The sequence below is a fragment of the Frigoribacterium faeni genome (assembly GCF_007988805.1).
Classification (GTDB): Bacteria; Actinomycetota; Actinomycetes; order Actinomycetales; family Microbacteriaceae; genus Frigoribacterium; species Frigoribacterium faeni.
In genome coordinates this window covers 1-20195 of the sequence record NZ_BJUV01000023.1, presented here as the reverse complement: position 1 = coordinate 20195, position 20195 = coordinate 1, and the positions used below count along the sequence as shown (strand labels likewise).

Annotated in this window: 17 protein-coding genes; 8 read left to right on the top strand and 9 right to left on the bottom strand. The window is 72.1% G+C overall.

Going from position 1 to position 20195, the window contains the following annotated elements:
• Positions 1–2: 2 nt before the first annotated feature.
• A complete protein-coding gene (gene msuE, locus FFA01_RS11280) occupies positions 3–653 on the top strand; it encodes an FMN reductase (protein ID WP_208720908.1) in 651 nt (216 codons plus the stop codon).
• Between the two features lie 52 nt (positions 654–705).
• Positions 706–1113 carry a hypothetical protein gene (locus FFA01_RS11275; RefSeq protein ID WP_146856141.1) on the top strand — a complete coding sequence of 136 codons (408 nt, stop codon included), beginning with the start codon at positions 706–708 and terminating at the stop codon, positions 1111–1113.
• Between the two features lie 93 nt (positions 1114–1206).
• Here FFA01_RS11275 and arfA read toward each other — a convergent pair whose 3' ends face one another.
• The 9 genes from arfA to hrpA all read right to left on the bottom strand — a co-directional run bounded on the left by arfA (position 1207) and on the right by hrpA (position 12553).
• Entirely contained in the window at positions 1207–2742 is a 1536-nt protein-coding gene (arfA, locus tag FFA01_RS11270; RefSeq protein ID WP_146856139.1) for an arabinosylfuranosidase ArfA, read from the bottom strand.
• Between the two features lie 76 nt (positions 2743–2818).
• Complete coding sequence (locus FFA01_RS11265) at positions 2819–3730, bottom strand: carbohydrate ABC transporter permease (protein WP_146856137.1); 912 nt, start codon at positions 3728–3730, stop codon at positions 2819–2821.
• Complete coding sequence (locus FFA01_RS11260) at positions 3727–4704, bottom strand: carbohydrate ABC transporter permease (protein ID WP_146856135.1); 978 nt, start codon at positions 4702–4704, stop codon at positions 3727–3729. The genes FFA01_RS11265 and FFA01_RS11260 overlap by 4 nt, the downstream gene beginning before the upstream one ends.
• 85 nt (positions 4705–4789) lie before the next feature.
• Positions 4790–6136, bottom strand: coding sequence for an extracellular solute-binding protein (locus tag FFA01_RS11255; protein WP_146856133.1), 1347 nt, complete (start codon positions 6134–6136; stop codon positions 4790–4792).
• A gap of 101 nt (positions 6137–6237) precedes the next feature.
• Positions 6238–6549 (bottom strand): AzlD domain-containing protein, encoded by a 312-nt coding sequence (locus FFA01_RS11250; protein WP_146856131.1) that lies wholly within the window; start codon positions 6547–6549, stop codon positions 6238–6240.
• Positions 6546–7280, bottom strand: coding sequence for an AzlC family ABC transporter permease (locus FFA01_RS11245; RefSeq protein WP_244289817.1), 735 nt, complete (start codon positions 7278–7280; stop codon positions 6546–6548). The genes FFA01_RS11250 and FFA01_RS11245 overlap by 4 nt, the downstream gene beginning before the upstream one ends.
• 57 nt (positions 7281–7337) lie before the next feature.
• Complete coding sequence (locus FFA01_RS11240; RefSeq protein ID WP_146856129.1) at positions 7338–7568, bottom strand: hypothetical protein; 231 nt, start codon at positions 7566–7568, stop codon at positions 7338–7340.
• A gap of 64 nt (positions 7569–7632) precedes the next feature.
• Positions 7633–8646: a LacI family DNA-binding transcriptional regulator gene (locus tag FFA01_RS11235; RefSeq protein ID WP_146856127.1), complete on the bottom strand. Its 1014-nt coding sequence runs from the start codon at positions 8644–8646 to the stop codon at positions 7633–7635.
• A 37-nt stretch (positions 8647–8683) separates the two neighbouring features.
• Positions 8684–12553, bottom strand: a complete 3870-nt coding sequence (hrpA, locus tag FFA01_RS11230) for an ATP-dependent RNA helicase HrpA (RefSeq protein ID WP_146856125.1) — start codon at positions 12551–12553, stop codon at positions 8684–8686.
• Between the two features lie 969 nt (positions 12554–13522).
• On the opposite strand from hrpA, the gene FFA01_RS11225 reads away from it, so the two are divergent.
• The 6 genes from FFA01_RS11225 to FFA01_RS11200 form a co-directional block, all read left to right on the top strand.
• Positions 13523–14032, top strand: coding sequence for an ArsR/SmtB family transcription factor (locus tag FFA01_RS11225; protein WP_146856123.1), 510 nt, complete (start codon positions 13523–13525; stop codon positions 14030–14032).
• A gap of 119 nt (positions 14033–14151) precedes the next feature.
• Positions 14152–15738 carry a long-chain-fatty-acid--CoA ligase gene (locus FFA01_RS11220; protein WP_146856121.1) on the top strand — a complete coding sequence of 529 codons (1587 nt, stop codon included), beginning with the start codon at positions 14152–14154 and terminating at the stop codon, positions 15736–15738.
• 133 nt (positions 15739–15871) lie between these two features.
• Positions 15872–16798 carry a DMT family transporter gene (locus FFA01_RS11215; RefSeq protein WP_146856183.1) on the top strand — a complete coding sequence of 309 codons (927 nt, stop codon included), beginning with the start codon at positions 15872–15874 and terminating at the stop codon, positions 16796–16798.
• Positions 16799–16861: 63 nt separating this feature from the next.
• The gene (locus FFA01_RS11210) at positions 16862–18415 is read left to right on the top strand and encodes an MmgE/PrpD family protein (protein WP_146856182.1); all 1554 of its coding nucleotides are present in this window, start codon (positions 16862–16864) and stop codon (positions 18413–18415) included.
• On the top strand, positions 18415–19314 hold the full coding sequence (prpB, locus tag FFA01_RS11205) for a methylisocitrate lyase (RefSeq protein WP_146856119.1): 900 nt from the start codon (positions 18415–18417) through the stop codon (positions 19312–19314). Before FFA01_RS11210 ends, prpB begins: the two co-directional genes overlap by 1 nt.
• Before the next feature lie 90 nt (positions 19315–19404).
• Positions 19405–20195, top strand: a 791-nt coding sequence (locus FFA01_RS11200) for a citrate/2-methylcitrate synthase (RefSeq protein ID WP_146856117.1), incomplete at its 3' end; no start/stop codon positions are given.

The window sequence follows — 20195 nt, the reverse complement described above, 5'->3', positions numbered from 1 at the left end:
AGATGACGCACCCACATCCCCTCCGCGTGGTCGCCGTGTCCGGAACCCTCAGCACGCCGTCCAAGACCGACGCCCTCGTCGACGCGATCCTCGACGAGCTCGCCGAGGTGCTGCCGATCGAACGTCATGTGATCCGGGTCAGCGAGCTCGGTCCGCTCTTCGCCGGCGCCCTCACCCGCGACCAGCTCGACGAGCGCGTCGAGCGCGAGCTCCGCGCGATCGAGAGCGCCGACCTGCTGATCGCCGCGTCGCCGGTCTACCGGGCGTCGTTCACCGGGCTCTTCAAGCACCTGTTCGACTTCGTCGAGCAGTACGCCCTGGTGGACGTGCCCGTGCTGCTGGCGGCGACCGGCGGCAGCGAACGGCACGCGCTCATCCTCGAGCACTCGCTGCGTCCGCTCTTCGGCTTCTTCCAGGCGCTGACCCTCCCGCTCGGCGTCTACGCCCATGCGAGCGACTTCACCGATCGGCGCGTGACGGCGCCGCTGCTGCAGGAGCGCATCCGCAACGCCATCGCCCGGGGTCTGCCGCTGATCCGCTCGAGCATCGCCGAGAAGGAGCGCATCGAGCGGGAGCTGCTCGGCGAGCGGACCGACGACGTCGCGCCCGAGCTCGAGGGCGCGTCGGCGGCCCCGACGCGGCTGTTCAGCTGACCCGTCGTCCTCGGGGGCGGCCTTTGCGATGCCGCCGGGTATCGTCGTGGGCATGACCGACGACACCCCCGCACCCCGTGACGTGGCCACCGCCCGACGCGAGATCCGCGGGGACGAGGCCAAGCGCCTCCTCGGGATGCTCTCGGCCGGCAGCCTGCCGAGCAGAGCCGAGCAGTGGGTGCTCGACGGCGTCGACGACGCCTCCGTGCGCGAACTGGCCGAGGCGCTGACGCGCACCGACGAGCAGCGCGCGGCCCTGCTCGAGTCGGCCGCCGCGTCGCTCGGCCTGGGCTTCGCGTCGGTCCGCGAGGCGCGGGCCCACCACGGCGAGCAGATCGTCGCCCAGATGACGGCCTCGTCGGCGGCGGGCGACGCCCTCGGCTACTCGAACAGCTTCTCGGACACCATCGAGGAGTCGGTGCGCGACAGCATCGCCCGGCTCTTCCGCCCCCGCGGCTGAGTCGCGCCCGGCCGCCGCGCGACGGGACGGGAGACCGCAGGAGGCGCGGTGCCGGTCGGACCGGCACCGCGCCTCCTCGGCTGGGGACGGCCGTCAGGCCCGGCCGACCTCGAGCTCGACGACCGCCCACGACAGCGCGGGCAGGGTCAGGCGGGCGGTGCCGCCGTCGACCGCGACGCCGGTCAGCGGCACGAGGCCGACGGCGTCCTGCGCGTGCTCGGTGTTCGACGTGAAGCGGTCGCCGCCCTCGGGCACGGTCAGCAGCTCGGCGCGGGTGACGCGGCCGCCCGCGAAGCCGCGCAGGGCGAGCTCGACGTCGGCGGCCTCCTCCAGGCCGCGGTTGGCGAGGAAGAACGCCAGTCTGCCGGTCTCCTCGTCGTAGGTCGCGCTGACGTCGACCAGGTCGGCGTCGCCGTACTTCGCCGTGTCGATCCTGTCGCTCGTGACGAGGGTGCGGAGGATCTGCCCGGTGGCGAGCGCGGCCATGCGCGCGAACGGCCAGAAGATCGTCTGCCGCCAGGCGGGCCCGCCCTGCTCGCTGCGGATCGGCGCGATCACGTTGACGAGCTGCGCCTGGTTGGCGATGTGCACCCGGTCGCCGTGACGCAGCAGCGAGTTGAGGAACGTCCCCACCACGACCGCGTCGGTGACGTTGTACTGGTCCTCGATCAGCCGAGGGTGCTCGACCCAGCCCTTCGAGACGTTGTGCGGCTGGTCGTCGGTGTCGAGACCGGTCTGGTACCAGACGTTCCACTCGTCGAAGGAGAGGTTGATCCGCTTCGAGTGCTTGCCCGCGGCCTTGACGCCGTCGACGGTCGAGACGACCTCCTCGATGAAGGCGTCCATGTCGACGCCCGTCGCGAGGAAGCTCTCGGCGTCGCCGTCGTGCTCCTGGTAGTAGGCGTGCATCGACACGTAGTCGACCTCGTCGTAGGCGTGGGTGAGCACCTCGTGCTCCCAGCTGCCGAAGGTCGGCATCGAGCGGCCCGAGCTGCCGACCGCGACGAGCTCGATGGTCGGGTCGACGAACTTCATCGCCTTCGCCGCCTCCTGCGCCAGCCGGCCGTACTCCGTCGCCGTCTTGTGGCCGATCTGCCAGGGTCCGTCGAGCTCGTTGCCGAGGCACCAGAGCTTGATGTCGAACGGGTCCTTCGCGCCGTTGGCGATGCGGCGGTCGCTGAGGGCGGTTCCGCCGGGGTGGTTCGCGTACTCGACGAGCTCGCGGGCCGCGTCGACGCCGCGCGTGCCGAGGTTGACGGCCTCCATCACCTCGGTGCCGGCCCGCTTCGACCACTCGACGAACTCGTGCAGTCCGAAGGCGTTGGTCTCGACGGTGTGCCAGGCGCCGTCGAGCCGGCGGGGCCGCTGGTCGACCGGACCGACCCCGTCCTCCCAGTCGTACCCGGACACGAAGTTGCCCCCGGGGTAGCGGATGACGGTGGCGCCGAGCTCCCTGGTCAGGTCGAGGACGTCCTGGCGGAAGCCGTTCTCGTCGGCGGTGGCGTGACCGGGCTCGTAGATGCCGCTGTAGACGCAGCGGCCCATGTGCTCGACGAACGAACCGAAGAGGCGGCGGGGGACCGGGCCGATCGTGAACTCGCGGTCGACGGTGATGCGGGCGGTGGACATGGTGCTCCTTGGTGAAGAGGGTGGCGTGCAGGCGGAGGGAGAGGACGAGGAGGCTCGGGTCGGGTGGACGCGGTGGTCACTGCCCCCCGAATCCGGTGGTCGAGATGCCCTTGATGATCTGTCGCTGGAAGAACAGGAACACCAGGATGAGCGGCAGCGCGGCGAGGATCGCCGCGGCCATGTTCTGGGCGTACTGGATGCCGTACGCGCTCTTGATCGTCTGCAGCCCGACCGGGAGCGTCAGCAGCGACGCGTCGTTCGTGACGATGAACGGCCAGAGGAAGTTGTTCCACGCCCCGATGAACACGAAGATCGACACGGCCCCGAGGATGGGGCGCGACAGGGGCAGGAGGATGGTGAAGAACACCCGGACGCGTCCGGCGCCGTCGACGCGGGCGGCGTCCTCGAGCTCGATCGGCACCTGGTCGAAGAACTTCTTCAGCACGAACACCATGGCCGGTGCGATCGCCTGCGGCAGGATGATGCCCCAGTAGGTGTCGACCATGTTGAAGGCGAGCATCTGGTAGAACAGCGGCACGATCAGCACCTGCGGCGGCACGATGATCGACGCGATGGTCGCGATGTAGAGCCACCTCTTGCCGGCGAAGTCGAGCCTCGAGAAGGCGTAGGCGACCAGGGCCGACGTCGCGACGACGATCACGGTGATGACGACCGAGGTGAACAGGCTGTTGAACAGCCAGGTCGGGATGTTCCCCTGCTCGAGCACGGCGCGGTAGGCGTCGAGGGTGAAGCCTCCGGCCGGCAGCCAGGTCTGGGGTGTGGCGGCGGCGTCCGCCTCGCTCTTGAACGAGGTCGACAGCGACCAGAGGAACGGCAGCAGCCAGAGGACGGCCAGGACGATCAGCACGACGACGCTGGCGACGGCGAGCGGCCCGAACCGGCGCTGCCCGGGCTTGTGCGGACGAGGGGCTCGGTCGGCGGTGGGGGCGCGGAGACCGCTGCCCGGGGCGACGGCGGGGGCGGTCATCGCTGTGCTCCTTTCCGGCGCTGCGCCGCGACGGCGAACTGGGCGACCGAGATGACGATGATGAGGGCGAAGAAGATGTACGAGATGGCCGACGAGTAGCCGAACCGGTAGCCGGTGAACCCGGTGTCGAAGATGTACTGGACGGCGGAGCGGGTGGTGCCCGCCGGACCGCCGGTGGTCATCTGGTAGATCTGGTCGAAGACCTTGAGCGACGCGAGCACCTGCAGGACGACGATCAGCCCGGTGGTCGGCCCCAGCTGGGGGATCGTGATCGACACGAGCGATCGCCAGCGTCCGGCGCCGTCGAGCGATGCGGCCTCGTACTGCTGGTCGGGGATGTTCTGCAGCGCGGCCAGGTAGAGCAGGAAGTTGAAGCCGACCGTCCACCAGACGGTCGTCGCGACGACGGCGATCATGGCGGTGTCCGGGTCCTGCAGCCAGGCCGGCTGCGGCAGGCCGATCGTGGCCAGGACGTTGTTGATCGGGCCGAGCGTGGGGCTGTAGAGCTGGATCCAGAACAGCGACACGACGGTCGAGGCCAGCAGGTACGGCAGGAAGAAGCTCAGCCGCCAGAGCCACTGGCCGGGCAGGCCGGTGTTGACCAGCAGCGCCAGCAGCAGCGCGATGACGACGAGCGGGATCGTGCTCAGCACCGTGAACCACAGCGTGTTGAGCATCGAGCGCCACATCGCCGCGTCGGCGAACGCCTCGGCGTAGTTGGCGACCCCGATCAGCTCGCCGCCCGAGCCGGTGAGGCTCTGGCCGGTGAAGCTGAGGTACAGCCCGTGCACGACGGGCCAGACCAGGAACAGGCCGAAGAGGATCGCGAACGGCGCCGCGAAGCCCCAGCCGATCCGGTTGTCTCCATGGGCGCCCGGACGCAGCCGGGTGGTCGGTCGGACGGCGGAGCGGCTCGCCGCTCTCGCTCTCGTGTCGGGCGCGGCCCCGCGGGCCTTGACCGTGGTGGAGGTCACAGGTCGACTCCTTCGTCGTCGTGCGTCGTGGGGTGCTGCGGTGCCGTCGGAGCGGCGGTGGCCGAGGAGGCGCGGGTCGTGGCGATCACACCGGTGCCGGTCTCGAGAGCTGCGTGTTCACGCGGTCGACGAAGGCGCGCATGCCGGCGGCGGCGTCGTCCTTGGCGAGCACCACGGACTGCACCGTGTCGAGGAAGTACGTCTGGAAGTCCGACCCCGAGCCGCTGAACCAGGCCGGCGGGTCGTAGTTCAGGTAGTCGGCCGCCTCGGCGTAGTTCGCCTGCGGGCGCAGCTCGGCGTAGGCGCTGCTGTCGACGACCGGCCGGTACGCGGGGATGTGCCCGGCTTCGGCCCACGAGATCGAGTCCTTGAGGATGGTGGAGACCATCTTGTAGACGTCCTCGCGCGTGGTCGCGTCGACCGTGCTCTGACGAGGCAGCACGAACGCGTGCGAGTCGGCGTAGACCGCAGGGGTGCCGAAGAGCGTCGGGATGATGCTCGCGTCGAAGGGGATGCCGGCGTTCTGGGCGCTCGGCACCTCCCACACGCCGGTGAACAGCATGCCGCTCTCGCCGCTGACGAACTCGGCGATGCCCGACTGGATGTCGGAGGCGGTCGCCATCGCCGTGCCGTCGGTCAGCCTCTGCATGAACTCGAGCGCGGTGACCGCGGCGGCCTCGTCGTACTCGACCGTCCCTCCTTCGCGGAGCACCATCTCGGCTCCGAGCTGCTTGTAGAACGTGTAGAACATGCGCCAGAGCTGCGCGCCGTCGTTCAGGTAGCCCCACGACGCGCCGTGCTTGCCGGTCACCTCCTGCATGGCGTTCGCGACCTCGAGGAACCGCTCGGGACTGGTGATCTCGACGAGACGGCCGTCGTCGCCGAGGACCCCGGCCCGCTCGGCGATGTCGGTGTTGTACAGCAGGATGAACGGGTGCGAGTCGAGCGCGATCGAGTAGAGCTCTTCTCCGCTGAACCCGGCCTGCCAGACGGCGGGCGGGAAGTCCGCCTCGCGCAGGCCGTACGAGGCCAGCTTCTCGACGTCCCACGGGTCGAGCAGGCCGCCGGGCGCGTAGCCGGGCACCCGCGAGGCGTGCATGATCGCGACGTCGGGCGCGCGGCCGCCGGCCGAGGCCATGGCGAGCTTCGTGTAGTACGGGGTGCCCCAGGCGAGCACGGTCTGCGTCGCGTGGAACTCGGGGTTCTCGGCGTTGGCCTGGTCGACGAGCGTCGACATCTTGACGCCGTCGCCGCCGCTCAGCAGATGCCAGAAGTCCAGCGGGGCGACACCGCCGGCGCCGGTGGCGCCGCCGACGGTCGAGCAGCCGGCCAGGCCGCCGACGGCGAAGGCGCCGCCGAGCAGGGCCGCACCGCCGACCAGGAGGTTGCGGCGGCTGAGGCCGGGCCGCGAGGGGGGTGGGGGTGGTGTCATCGGGGTTCACTCCTTTGTGAGTCGTCGACTGCCGACAGCTTTACATCGTTGTAATGCGAGCGCAAGAGGCATCGCGAACCGAGCCGACGGGTGTGCGCGGCTCAGGGGAGGCCGAGGAGGCGCAGCCCGGCGGCGGTCGCCGCCCCCGCGATCACGACGACGAGGAACGGCGCCCGGAGCACCAGGGCGATCCCCGCCGCGACCAGCGCCCCGAGTCGGGCGTCGACGACCAGCTGCTGCCCGGTCGCCACCGTGTTGGCGATGGTCAGCGAGGCGAGGAGCCCGACCGTGAGGGTCCCGGCGACCCGCGCCACCCGGGGGTTCGACAGCAGCGAGCGGGGCACGAGGTAGCCGACGAGCTTCGTCAGGTACGCGACCAGGCAGGCGACGGCGATCCAGATCCAGGTGCTCACGCCGCGCCTCCTCGGTGCTCGTCGGGTCGGTGCTCGTCGGGTCGGGGCTCGCGCGCTCCGAACCAGCCGAGGGCGGCGGCGACGACCGCGGCCAGCACGATCGGCACGCCGGGCGGGACGAGAGGCACCGCGATCACGGTCACCACGGCGCAGACGACCGCGATCGCCCCTGCGTCGCGCGACCGGAGCCGGGGCCAGAGCAGGGCGAGGAACGCGGCGACGGCGGCGCCGTCGAGCCCCCACCGTCGAGGGTCGCCCATCGCGTCGCCGGCGAGCGCACCGACGAGGGTGAAGAGGTTCCAGAGGACGAAGACGCCGACGCCCGCGACCCAGAAGCCGCGACGCTGCTCGGCGGGCTCGGACTGGCCGGTGCTCGTCGCGAGGGACTCGTCGATGGTGACGTGGGCGGCGACGGGGCGGAGCAGGCCGCGGGGGTGCAGCAGCGCGTTGATCTGCATGCCGTAGATCGCGTTGCGGATGCCGAGCAGGGCGGCCGCGCCGGCGGCGGCGGAGCCCGCTCCGCCGCCGGCGATCACGCCGACGAAGGCGAACTGCGAGCCGCCGGAGAACAGCAGCAGACTGAGCACGCAGGCCTGGGCGACCGTCAGGCCGGAGGCGACGGCGAGCGCCCCGAACGAGACGCCGTAGAGGCCGGTCGCGACGGCGATCGAGAGGCCGACCCGGACTCCGGGGGAGCGCCGCAGGGGCACGGGTGCAGCAGGCGTCGACACGGTCTCATCGTAGGGGCCGCACCGGTCCGTGACGGCGGTCGGCGGGGCGCCCCGGGGTCAGCCGGCGGAGTTCTTGCCGGCCGCGCTCCACGACGAGCCGCCGGCCTCGCCGCGGGAGGCGGACTGCTCGCGGAGCGCGTCGGCCAGGTCGCGGGTGCCCGAGCCGGCGTCGGCCGTGTCGAGGCGGGCGGCCAGCGCGCGGGCGCGACGCTCGCGGAGGGCGACGACGACGGTGAGGGCGACGATCGCGAAGACGATCAGCGCGATGACGACGGTGGCGGTGTTCATGAGCGGCCCTTCGGTCGAGGTCCGCTCACCCTAGCGGGAGCGGGACGCTCGTTCTCCCCCGGGTTCAGCCGCGTCGTGGGGCCGTGCTGGCGCGGGCGACGACCGTGGACGGGATGAGCACCAGCTCGGGCGGGCGGTCGCGGTCGAGGATCCGCGCGGCCAGCAGTTCGAGCGTCCGTTCGGCGAAGAGCCGCTTGTCGTTGCTCACGGTGGTCAGCGGCGGGGTCATGAAGCGTCCGTCGGCGACGTCGTCGAAGCCGGCGACCGAGACGTCGCCCGGCACGCTCAGCCCGGCCGACCAGAGCGCGTGGACCGCGCCGATGGCGAGCGAGTCGGTGAAGCAGAAGAGGGCGTCCGGGGCGCCGTGGCGTCCGAGGGCGTCGGCGGTCGCGGCGGCGGCGGCGCCGGGCGACCACGACGGGCACGACCAGCGGAGGTCCTCCCCGACGGGGAGCCCCGCGGCCGTCATCGCCTCCACCCAGCCCTGCGTGCGGGCCCGGGCCGTGGCCGTGTCGAAGTCGCCGCCCGAGCTGCCGAGCACGGCGATGCGCCGGTGCCCGAGCCCGATCAGGTGGTCGGTCATGTCGCGGGCCGCGGCGACGCTGTCGACGCGCACCTGGTCGACGAGGCTCTGCTCGACCTCGCCGATCACGACCACGGGGGGCAGCGACTCGGCGCCGACGATGGCGCTCTCGTCGATGCTCGTCGGGTTCAGCACGAGGCCGTCGACGAGGTGCTCCTTGCCGCGCAGCAGCAGCTCGCCCTCCCGCTCGGGCCGCAGGCCGGTCTGCTCGAGCTGGACCGACCAGCCCCGTTCGTGGGCGACCTCGACGAACCAGTGCGACATCTCGGCGCTGTACGGGGTGGCGAGGTCGGGGAACGCCAGGGCGATGGCGCCGGTGCGGCCGTTGCGGAGTCCCCGCGCGCTGAGGTTCGGCACGTAGTCGAGGGCGACCAGCGCCTCCTCGACCCTCGCCCGGGTGTCGGCGTTGACCGGCACGACGCCGTTGATGACGTTCGAGACCGTCTTCGGCGACACCCCCGCCCGGGCCGCCACGTCTTTCACGGTCGCGCGCATCGCACCAGGCTAGCGGCGACGACGACCGGCGCGGATCTCAGGCCGAGGCGAGCACCTTGACGATGCGCTGCAGCGAGACGCTCTCGCTGGGGCGGAGGTCCTGGGCGAACAGGCTGAGACGGAACTCCTCGAGCATCCAGCGGGCGCGCACGAGCGCAGGAGGCGCGGTCTCGGCGGGCGGGAACGTCCCGTCGGCCGACTCGTACCGCTCGGTCGCCTGCTGCACCTCGCTCAACCACACGCGATCGCGCTGCGGGTTCTCGAGCAGCTTGGCCGTGCGCTTCGTGATGCCGACCAGGTAGACCGGCACCCGCTGCAGCTGCTGGAGACCGGTCGCCGAGACGAAGCCCGGGTGCACCAGCCGGTCGCGCTGCTGCCGCATGTCGGTCAGCGCCGCGAGGAGGTTCATCGACGTGGCGCCCTTGAGGGCCCTGTCGGCGTCGCGGGCGGCGGTGAGGGTGCGGGCGACGAGCGACACCGTCTGGAACATCTGGTCCATGACGGCACCCGAGACCCGGTCGCGGGCCGAGAGGAACTCCTTCTTCGTCATGATCATGCCGTCCGGCTTGACCCGGAAGAGCACGTCGTCGACCACGGCGACGAGGCAGTCCGCGAACAGCGCCGCGGTGTTCTGGTACGGGCTGGTCGCGAGGATGAGCTTCTCGGGGCCGGTCAGGTGCTGCTGCACGTAGGCGACCGGCGAGGGCGTCGCGAGCATGAGCAGTCGACGGACGCCCTTGGGCGTCGCGAGCGCCTGATCGGCCGGGGTCGCCATCAGGGTGATCGAGACCGAGTCGCCGTGGTCGACCAGCGCCGGGTAGGCCCGGATCACCGTGTCGCCGTGGCGGGTGTCGACGACGGCGGGCAGCTCGTCGAAGTCCCACGAGGTCAGCCCCGAGCGCTCGAGGGAGTTCGCCACCCGGGGGGCGCCGTGCTCGCCCGGCGGGACCGCGCCTCCTCGGCCTCTGCCCCGGCCGCGGCCGCGGTCGTCGGAGCCGCCGCCCTGCGTGACCCGGGCGACGCTGTCGCGGGTGGCGTCGCGCAGGCGGTGCTGCAGGGCGTCGAGGTCCTTGCCGGCGCCGACCGTGCGGCCGCGGTCGTCGACGACGGCGTAGGTGACCCGCAGGTGCGCCGGCACCCGGTGCAGGTCGAAGTCGTCGACCGCGACGGGCGTGTAGGTCAGCTTCCTGATGGCCGCGGCGACGGTGGCGGTGAACGGCTCGTCGACGTCCGCCGGGGGAGCGGCGGGCAGCTCGTCGGTGATCCTCTTCGCCCAGTCGCCGGCCGGCACCACGTTCTTGCGGATCTGCTTCGGCAGCGACTTGATCAGCGAGGTGACGAGCTCGTCGCGGAGCCCGGGCACCTGCCAGTCGAACCCGACCGGTCCGAGGCGGGGCAGCAGCGGCAGGGGGACGACCACGGTCACGCCGTCGTCGTCGGCCCCCGGCTCGAACTTGTAGCGCAGGGTCAGGGTCTGATCGCCCTGCTGCCAGGTGCTCGGGAAGCCCTGCTCGTCGACGTCGGGCTCGTCGTCGCCGAGCAGGTCGGCGGCGGTCATGGTGAGGAGGTCCGGGGTGTCGATCCTGGCCTTCCGCCACCAGCCCTCGAAGTCGCGCATGCTGGCGACGTCGGCGGGGATGCGCCGCTGGAAGAACTCGAACGCGGCGTCGCCGTCGACCAGGATGTCGCGACGGCGCGTGCGCTCCTCCACCTCGGTCAGCTCGCGGATCAGCTCGCGGTTCTGACGCTCGAACGCCTGGCGCGACTCCCAGTCGCCCTCGACCAGGGCGTGCCGGATGAACAGCTCGCGGGCGTAGGCGGGGTCGACGCGCGAGAACTGGATGCGACGGCGTGCGACGATCGGCACGCCGTAGAGCGTGACCCGCTCGTAGGCGACGACGGCGCCCTGCTTCTTCTCCCAGTGGGGCTCGCCGTAGCTGCGCTTGACCAGGTCGGGGGCGAGGGCCTCGGCCCAGGCGGGGTCGATGGCGCCGTTCACCCGGGCGAACAGGCGGCTCGTCTCGACGAGCTCGGCGCTCATGATGGCGGCGGGCTGCTTCTTGGCGAGGGCGCTGCCCGGGAACACGACGAACCGCGACTGGCGGGCGCCGACGTAGTCCTTCTTCTGGGGGTCGAAGAGGCCGATCTGGCTGAGCAGCCCGGCGAGCAGGCTGCGGTGCACGCCGTCGGGGTTGGTGCTGCGCTCGCCGATGTGGAGGCCGAGGGGGCGGGAGGCGCGGGACAGCTGGCGGTAGACGTCCTGCCATTCGCGGATCCGCAGGTAGTTGAGGAACTCGTCGCGGCAGAGGCGCTTGAACGCGTTGCCGCTGAGCTCCTTCTGCTTGTCCTCGAGGTGGTTCCAGAGGTTCAGGAACGTCATGAAGTCGCCGGCCGGGTCGCGGAAGCGGGAGTGCTTCTCGTCGGCCTGGGCGCGTCGTTCGAGGGGGCGCTCGCGGGGGTCCTGGATGCTCAGGGCGGCGACGATGGCGAGCACCTCGCGGGTGGTGCCGTGGGTCTTCGACTCAACCACCATGCGGGCCAGGCGCGGGTCGATGGGCAGCCGGGTCAGCTGCTTGCCGACCCGGGTGATCTGGCCGCCCTGGGTGACGGCGCCGAGCTCGCGCAGCAGGTCGAGGCCGTCCTTGATGCCGCGCGAGTCGGGCGGCTGGAGGAAGGGGAACGCCGCGATCTCGCCGAGGTCCAGCGAGATCATCTGCAGGATGACGGCGGCGAGGTTGGTGCGGAGGATCTCGGGCTCGGTGAACTCGGGTCGCTTCTCGAAGTCGGTCTCGCTGTAGAGCCGGATCGCGATGCCGCTGCTGGTGCGGCCGGAGCGGCCGGAGCGCTGATTGGCGCTGGCCTGCGAGATGGCCTCGATGGGGAGGCGCTGCACCTTGGCGCGGGTGGAGTAGCGGCTGATGCGGGCGGTGCCGGCGTCGATGACGTACTTGATGCCGGGCACGGTGAGGCTGGTCTCGGCGACGTTCGTGGCGAGCACGATGCGGCGCCGGGTGCCCGCGGTGGTGCTCGGCTGGAAGACCCGGTGCTGGTCGGCGGAGCTGAGGCGGCCGTAGAGCGGCAGCACCTCGGTGTGCGGCAGGTTGCGGCCGCGGATCGACTCCTCGGCGTCGCGGATCTCGTTCTCTCCACTGAGGAAGACGAGCACGTCGCCGCTCGACTCGCGGGCGAGCTCGTCGAGGGCCTCGTTGATGCCCTGCAGGTAGTCCTTGTCGTCGGCGCGCTGTCTGCGGTCGCCGGCCCGTGCCTCCTGCCGGTCGTCGTCGTCCGCGTCGGCGTCGTCGTCGCCCGTGGTGTCGTCGGCGACGAGCGGGCGGTAACGCACCTCGACCGGGTAGGTGCGGCCCGAGACCTCGACGATCGGGGCGTCGCCGAAGTGCTTCGAGAAGGACTCGGGGTCGATCGTGGCGCTGGTGATGATGAGCTTGAGGTCGGGGCGGCGGGGGAGGAGCTGCTTGAGGTAGCCGAGCAGGAAGTCGATGGTGAGGCTGCGCTCGTGGGCTTCGTCGATGATGATCGTGTCGTAGCGCTCGAGCTCGCGGTCGAAGTGGATCTCGTTGAGCAGGATGCCGTCGGTCATCAGCTTGATCTGCGTGTCGGCGCCGACCTTGTCGGTGAACCGCACCTGGTAGCCGACCACGCCGCCGACCTCGTCGCCCAGCTCTTCGGCGATGCGCTCGCTGATGGTGCGGGCGGCGATGCGGCGAGGCTGAGTGTGGCCGATCTTCGTGCGGCCGAGCTCAAGGCAGATCTTGGGCAGCTGGGTCGTCTTGCCCGAGCCGGTGGCGCCGGCGACGATCACGACCTGGTTGTCGCGGATCGCGGCGGCGATGTCGTCGCGTCGCTGGCTGACCGGCAGCTCGGCGGGGTACGTGATGGTGGGGATCATGGGCGTTCCAGCTTAAGCGCTGACGAGTCGTCCCCCGCCGCCTCCGCCGCCGAGTTCTCCCCAGGCGCAACCGAGCCGAGGAGGTGCGGGGTGCGTCGCGGGGCATTCTCTCGTCATGCAGGTCCTCTCGCGCTCACCGTCCCGCGTGAGGCTGTCGAGCTGTCGCGCTGTCGGGCCGTCGCGCTGTCGCGCTGTCGGGCCGTCGTCTGCTGTCGCGTCATCGTCCGCTCGCGCGTCAGGGGTTGTCTGCGCATCGAGGTCGGCGCGAGAGTCACGGTCTACCCGCGGGCGGATCCAGCGTCCGGACTCGTGTTCGCTCGCGAGCTATTACGCATCGATGCGTAGCGGGTTCGGGGAGCGGCGGGGTGGCGGGTTCCGTGCTGTCGCGCGTGGACAGGGCGTGCGTCTACGGGCGAGCTACTACGCATCGATGCGGAGCGGGCTCGGGGAGTGGCGGGCTGGAGTCGGTGGGCTCGGTCGTCGTCTTCGGGATCGAGGCGTGCGTCTGCTTTCGAGCTGTTACGCATCGATGCGTAGTGGGTTCGGGGAGCGGCGGGGTGGCGGGTTCCGTGCTGTCGTGCGTGGACAGGACGTGCGTCTGCTGTGGAGCTGTTACGCATCGATGCGTAGCGGGCTCGGGCGCGGATTCGGTGACGTCGAGTTCATGAGAGCGGGGAGGGGCCGGGATGAGAGTCCGGCAATGAGCCGTCATGCACGGCGGGAGAGCGACTGCTGCGCATGGATGCGTAATAGCTCGACAGCGCGGACGGGTTCGGAGGGCTGTCGCCGTGTGTGGTCGGTGGGCTGCGCATGGATGCGTAATAGCTCGACAGCGCGGACGCGTCCGGAGGGCTCTCGCTGTGCCTGGTCGGACTGCTGCGCATGGATGCGTAATAGCTCGAGAGCGAGCACGCGACCTCGAACGCACGCCGCACCGGCCACCCGAGGCCCCGACCGAATGCGCCGACGATGAGCCCGCGCGGCGGCCGGTCGCGCCGCGTGAGCCCGTTCGTCGTACTGAGCGACCCCGTCCGCCACTACATCGTCGAGTTGCTGTGCCAGGGCGCGGCCTCGTCGGGAGACATCGCCACGATGGTCTACGACAACATGGGCAAGGGCTGGTCCAGCGTCTCCCACCACCTCGGCGTCCTCAAGGAGTCGGGCTTCACCAGGGTGCTCGAGGACGGCCCCACCCGCTACCACTTCCTCGCCGACGACTGGCTCGACCTCGTCGACCAGGCCGTCGACGAATGGCGCACCACCTGGCGCGACGGCCAGCCGGTCCGGGAGCTCGGCTGGGTCCAGCCGGTCCATCGGGCCCGAGTCCGCAGCGGCTACGCCCGCGAGCCCGAACCCCCGGCGAGCCCGGCCCCGGTCAGGCGCGGCCGCCCCGGAGCCGGACGGCTGAACCTCAGCGGACGGGGCCAGGGGAGGAGTCACTGGCCGCGCGACGCCGACGGCGGCGGCAGCTTCGACTGAGAGCCCGACGACCGGGCGGGAGCCGGCGGCGGAGCGGCGTGACCCCGGAGTGAGGGTGTGGCGGCGCGGCGTATGATCCTGAAGGATTAGTCGTCAACGGAGACGGAGAACACCAGGACATGAGCACACCCTCTCGCGCGACCGCGTCGGTCGCCGCCATCCTCGCCGAATCGGCGGCCCGCTACCCCGACGACGTCGCCGTCATCGTGGGAGCCCAGCGCACCTCCTACGCCGAGCTCTGGAGCCAGACCCTCGCCTACGCCGGAGCCCTGCGCGAGAAGGGCGTCGGAGAGGGCGACCGCGTCGCCATGCTCGTGCCCAACGTCGCTGACTTCCCCCGCGTCTACTACGCCACCCTCGCCCTCGGCGCCGTCGCGGTGCCCGTCCACGCCCTGCTCAAGCGCCACGAGATCGAGTACGTCCTCCGCGACAGCGGCGCGACCATCCTCGTCTGCGCCGCACCCCTGCTCGGCGAGGGCGCCGCCGGCGCCGCGCTGGCCGGCGTCGACGTGGTCACCGTGCTCGCCCCCGACTCCAGCGTCGACCCGCACGGCACCGGACACGACCGGCTGGAGGCGCTCGCCGAGACCGCCGAGCCGCTCGACACCTACGTGCCCCGCGACCCGTTCGACACCGCCACCATCCTCTACACGAGCGGCACCACCGGCCAGCCGAAGGGCGCCGAGGGCTCGCACTTCGCGCTGCTCGAGCAGGTCAACACCAACCTGATGAGCACCTTCGACATCACCCGCGGCGACGTCCTGCTCGGCGCCCTGCCGCTGTTCCACACCTTCGGGCAGACCTGCACCATGAACACCGGGTTCCGCGCCGGCGCCACCATCGTCATGCTCCCGCGGTTCGACGGCGACGCCGCGCTCGCCGCCATGGTCGAGCACGGTTGCGCCGTCTTCATGGGCGTGCCGACGATGTACATGGCGCTGCTCGACGCCGCCACCCGCTCGGAGGCCCGCCCGCGCCTCCGCTACGCGATCTCGGGCGGCGCCTCCCTGCCCCTGGCGGTGCTCCAGCGCTTCGAGCAGGTCTACGGCGCGCCCCTGCACGAGGGATACGGCCTCACCGAGACCTCGCCCGTCGCCACCTTCAACCACGTCGGGCGCACCCCTCGTCCGGGAACCATCGGCACCCCGATCTGGGGCGTCGACGTCGAGATCGCCGACCCGGCCGTGACCGACTCGATCGCCCTGCTCCCGCACGGCGAGATCGGCGAGCTCGTCATCCGCGGACACAACCTGATGAACGGCTACCTGAACCGGCCCGAGGACACCGCCGAGGCGATCGTCGACGGCTGGTTCCGCACCGGCGACCTCGGCACGAAGGACGACGACGGCTACCTCACGATCGTCGACCGCACCAAGGACATGATCATCCGCAACGGCTACAACGTGTACCCGCGCCAGGTCGAGGAGGTCCTCGCCCAGCACCCCGACGTGACCATGGCCGCCGTCTTCGGCGTGCCCCACGAGCTGCACGGCCAGGAGATCGAGGCGGCCGTCGTCCTCCGCGAGGGCGCGACGGTCGAGCCCGACGAGCTCGTCCGCTTCGTCTCCGACGAGATCGCCGCCTACAAGTTCCCCCGCGTCGTGCACGTCGTCGAGGCGCTCCCGCTCGGACCCAGCGGCAAGATCCTCAAACGGGCCCTCGTCGAGCGGTTCAGCGCCCAGGAGGCGGTGGGCAGCGCCTCCTGAACGGCGCCGCGCCTCCTGACCGGCGCAGCGCCTCCTGACCCGCGCCGCGCCTCCTCGGCCGTGCCCGGCGCCGGCGGACGCGCGCTGCGGACGCCCCCAGCGGACCCCGCCGGAGGCCCTACGATGACGGGTGATGTACGCCATCGTGCTCGCCGCGCTCCTCTGGGGCACCACCGGCACCGCCGCGAGCCTGCTCCCGGCCGACGTCGGCCCGCTCGCCACCGGAGCGGCCACGATGTGCGTCGGCGGTCTGCTGCTCGCCCTGACCGCGCCGCGGCTCACCGCGGGGGTGCTCCGAGGAGGCGCGCGCAGCTGGCGCTGGATCCTCCCGGGAGCGCTCGGGGTCGTCGCGTACCCGCTCGCGTTCTACTCGTCGATGTCGCTGGCCGGCGTGGCGATCGGCAACGTGGTCGCGCTCGGCACGGCGCCCGTCTTCGCGGCGCTGCTCGAGCGGTTCGTCGACCCGCCCGAGCGTCGGCGTCGGATGGATCCCCGCTGGGCGGCGTCGGCCGGTGCGGCCGTCGTCGGAGTCGCGCTGCTCGCCGTGTTCGGCCACGGCCCCGACGCGTCGGCCGCGTCGGTCGGCGGCGGCTCGGGCGAGTCGGGCGACCTGGTCGCCGGCGTCGCCCTCGGGCTGCTCGCCGGCCTCGCCTATGCCGGTTACACGTACACCGCCGGGCGGCTGATGCACGAGGGGCATCCGTCACGCGGGGCGATGGCGGCCCAGTTCGGGGTCGGCGCCGTGCTGCTTGCCCCGGTGCTGATGCTCACCGGCGCCCCGCTGCTGCAGTCGGGCGGATCGATCGGCATCGCCGCGTACCTCGCCCTCGGCCCGATGTTCGTCGCTTACCTCGCCTTCGGCCGCGGCCTCCGCACCGTGCCGGGCTCGCGGGCCACGACGGTGACCCTGCTCGAGCCGTTCGTGGCGACCCTCCTCGCGGTGATCGTCGTCGGCGAGCGGCTCTCCGCGCCCGGCTGGCTCGGGCTCGCGCTCGTGCTCGCCGGGGTCGTCGCCGTCGTCGTGGCGCGGCCGGCGCCCACCGCCGCCGTCCGGCCCTGAGTCCGCGCCCGGCCGTCGTCGTCTCGCGCATCCCCGGCGCGCACGCCTAGAGTCGAGGGCGTGATGCTCAACGACGTGCACGTCCACCGCTCCGACGACCCGCTCGCCCGGGCCGACGAACTGGCCGCCAAGCTGGCGGCCGTCGCCGTCGACCCCGTCCCCGTCGACGACGACGTCGTCGACATGGTCGTCAACCGGGTCATCGACAACGCGGCCGTCGCCGCCGCCAGCCTGGGACGCGCGCCCGTCGCCGCCGCCCGAGCCCAGGCCGCCGCGCGCCTCCAGTCCTCCCGTCACCGGGCCGACGCCGCAGGCGGCAGCCGAGAGGGATCGACCGTGTTCGGGCTCGACGAGTCGACCCGGATCCAGCCCGAGTGGGCCGCCTGGGCGAACGGCGTCGCCGTGCGCGAGCTCGACTTCCACGACACCTTCCTCGCCGCCGAGTACTCGCACCCCGGCGACAACATCCCGCCCGTGCTCGCGGTCGCCCAACACGTCGGCGCGACCGGCGAGCAGCTCGTGAGGGGTCTCGCGGCGGGCTACGAGCTGCAGATCGACCTCGTCAAGGCGATCAGCCTGCACGCCCACAAGATCGACCACGTCGCCCACCTCGGCCCCAGCGCCGCCGGCGGCATCGGCGCCCTGCTCGGCCTCGACGCCGCCACCATCGCCCAGGCCATCGCCCAGGCCCTGCACACCACCACGGCGACCCGCCAGTCGCGCAAGGGGCTCATCTCGACCTGGAAGGCCTACGCCCCGGCGTTCGCCGGGAAGCAGGCGGTCGAGGCCGTCGACCGGGCGATGCGCGGGCAGACCAGCCCCAGCCCGATCTACGAGGGCGAGGACGGCGTCATCGCCTGGCTGCTCGACGGCCCCGACGCGCACTACGAGGTGCCGCTGCCCGGCGCGGGCGAGTCGAAGCGGGCGATCCTCGACAGCTACACGAAGGAGCACAGCGCCGAGTACCAGGCCCAGGCCTGGATCGACCTCGCCCGTCGTCTCGGCCGCGAGCACCCCGAGCTGCGCGACCCCGAGGCCGTCGCGTCGATCGTGCTGCACACCAGCCACCACACGCACGTCGTGATCGGCTCGGGCGCCGGCGACCCGCAGAAGTACGATCCGACGGCCAGCCGCGAGACGCTCGACCACTCCATCCCGTACATCGTGGCCGTGGCCCTGCAGGACGGCGAGTGGCACCACGAGCGCAGCTACGCGCCCGAGCGCGCCGGCCGCGCCGACACGGTCGCCCTCTGGCGGCGCATCACGACCGCGGAGGACCCCGAGTGGACCCGCCGCTACCACTCGATCGACCCGACCGAGAAGGCGTTCGGCGGGCGCATCGAGGTCGAGCTCGCGGACGGGCGGCGCCTCGTCGACGAGATCGCCGTGGCCGACGCGCACCCTCTCGGCGCCCGCCCGTTCGCGCGCGCCGACTACCTGCGGAAGTTCCGCACCCTCGCCACGGGGGTGCTCGCCGACGACGAGGTCGAGAGGTTCCTCGACACCGCGCAGCGCCTCCCCGAGCTGGGGGCGGGCGAGCTCCAGCGGCTGACCCTCACCGCGCCTCCCGGGGCGCTGCGGTCGGCCGACGAGGCCGTGCCCGGCGGGCTGTTCTGATGCTGTACTCGACCCTGACCCCCGCCGAGAAGCGACGCCGGTTCCGCGAGCGCCTCGCCGGCGACGGGCTGCTCCGCCTGCCGGGCGCGTTCAACCCGCTCAGCGCCCGTCTGATCGAGCGGAAGGGCTTCGAGGGCGTCTACGTCTCGGGGGCCGTGGTCAGCGCCGACCTCGGCCTGCCCGACATCGGGCTCACCACGCTGACCGAGGTCGCCCAGCGCGCGCATCAGATCGCCCGGATGACCGACCTGCCGACGCTCGTCGACGCCGACACCGGCTTCGGGGAGCCGATGAACGCGGCCCGCACGGTGCAGACGATGGAGGACGCCGGGGTCGCCGGGCTGCACATCGAGGACCAGGTCAACCCGAAGCGCTGCGGCCACCTCGACGGCAAGGCCGTGGTCGACCTCGACACGGCCCTGAAGCGGATCCGGGCCGCGGCCGACGGCCGACGCGACCCCGACCTGCTGATCATGGCCCGCACCGACGTCCGGGCCGTCGACGGGCTGGCGGCCGCGGTCGACCGGGCGAAGGCGCTGGTCGACGCGGGAGCCGACGCCGTGTTCCCCGAGGCGATGACCGGCCTCGACGAGTTCGAGGCCGTCGCGCGGGCGGTCGACGTCCCGGTGCTCGCCAACATGACCGAGTTCGGCAAGGGGCGGCTGCACACGGCCGACCAGCTGCGCGACGCCGGCGTGCGGGTGGTCATCTACCCGGTCACGCTGCTCCGCCTCGCGATGGGCGAGGCGGCGCGCGGGCTGGACGAGATCTCGGCCTCCGGCACCCAGGAGGCGCTGCTCACGCGGATGCAGCACCGCAGCGATCTCTACGACCTGATCGACTACCAGGGCTACTCGACGTTCGACTCGAACGTCTTCGACTTCACCGTGGAGCGCTGACCGCGCCTCCCGGAAGGCAGCAACGGGGGTCGACACGAGGCACCCCGATGCGACACGATGCGACACCGATCTGTTCACGAAGGAGTGACCATGAGCGACACCACCACCGCCCCGACCGTCGATCTGCACAAGGGGCTCGCCGGCGTCGTCGTCGACCGGACCGCCGTGTCGAAGGTCGACGCGGCGAGCAACTCGCTGCTCTACCGCGGCTATCCCGTGCAGCAGCTCGCGGCCGGGCGCGACATCGAGGACGTCGCCCACCTGCTGCTGCACGGCGAGCTGCCCACCGCCGCCGAACGGGCCGCGTTCGACGCCGAGCTCCGCGCGGCGCGATCGCTCGCCCCCGGTCTGCTGCACGTCATCGACCTCATCCCCACCTCGGCCCACCCGATGGACGTCGTCCGCACCGCCGTCAGCGCCCTCGGCGCCGCCCAGCCCGAACGGAGCACGGCCCCCGGCGAGTACGACGCCGCCGAGACCCGCCGTCTGGCCACCCGGCTCTTCGCCGTCCTGCCGGCCGTCATCGCCTACGACCAGCGCCGACGCCACGACCTGCCCCCGGTGGCGCCCCGCGACGACCTCGGCTACAGCGCCGACTTCCTGCACCAGGTCTTCGGCCGCGAGGCCGACCCGCTCGACGTCGAGGCGTTCGACGTCTCGATGGTGCTCTACGCCGAGCACTCGTTCAACGCGTCGACGTTCACGGCCAGGGTGATCGCCTCGACGCTCTCCGACCTGCACTCGTCCGTCGTCGGCGCCATCGGCGCGCTCAAGGGGCCGCTGCACGGCGGCGCCAACGAGGCGGCCCTCGAGCTGCTGGCGCGCGTGACCGACGCCGGCGGCGCCGCGGGCGCCGGCGAGTGGCTCGACGGCGCGTTCGC

Coding starts and splice junctions, on each gene's coding strand:
- hrpA (WP_146856125.1), bottom strand. CDS start 12,553: ATGATCCCCACCATCACGTACCCCGCCGAGCTGCCGGTCAGCCAGCGA.
- arfA (WP_146856139.1), bottom strand. CDS start 2,742: ATGTCCACCGCCCGCATCACCGTCGACCGCGAGTTCACGATCGGCCCG.
- FFA01_RS11265 (WP_146856137.1), bottom strand. CDS start 3,730: ATGACCGCCCCCGCCGTCGCCCCGGGCAGCGGTCTCCGCGCCCCCACC.
- FFA01_RS11210 (WP_146856182.1), top strand. CDS start 16,862: ATGCTCAACGACGTGCACGTCCACCGCTCCGACGACCCGCTCGCCCGG.
- prpB (WP_146856119.1), top strand. CDS start 18,415: ATGCTGTACTCGACCCTGACCCCCGCCGAGAAGCGACGCCGGTTCCGC.
- msuE (WP_208720908.1), top strand. CDS start 3: ATGACGCACCCACATCCCCTCCGCGTGGTCGCCGTGTCCGGAACCCTC.
- FFA01_RS11235 (WP_146856127.1), bottom strand. CDS start 8,646: ATGCGCGCGACCGTGAAAGACGTGGCGGCCCGGGCGGGGGTGTCGCCG.
- FFA01_RS11220 (WP_146856121.1), top strand. CDS start 14,152: ATGAGCACACCCTCTCGCGCGACCGCGTCGGTCGCCGCCATCCTCGCC.
- FFA01_RS11275 (WP_146856141.1), top strand. CDS start 706: ATGACCGACGACACCCCCGCACCCCGTGACGTGGCCACCGCCCGACGC.
- FFA01_RS11225 (WP_146856123.1), top strand. CDS start 13,523: ATGAGCCCGCGCGGCGGCCGGTCGCGCCGCGTGAGCCCGTTCGTCGTA.
- FFA01_RS11240 (WP_146856129.1), bottom strand. CDS start 7,568: ATGAACACCGCCACCGTCGTCATCGCGCTGATCGTCTTCGCGATCGTC.
- FFA01_RS11215 (WP_146856183.1), top strand. CDS start 15,872: ATGTACGCCATCGTGCTCGCCGCGCTCCTCTGGGGCACCACCGGCACC.
- FFA01_RS11255 (WP_146856133.1), bottom strand. CDS start 6,136: ATGACACCACCCCCACCCCCCTCGCGGCCCGGCCTCAGCCGCCGCAAC.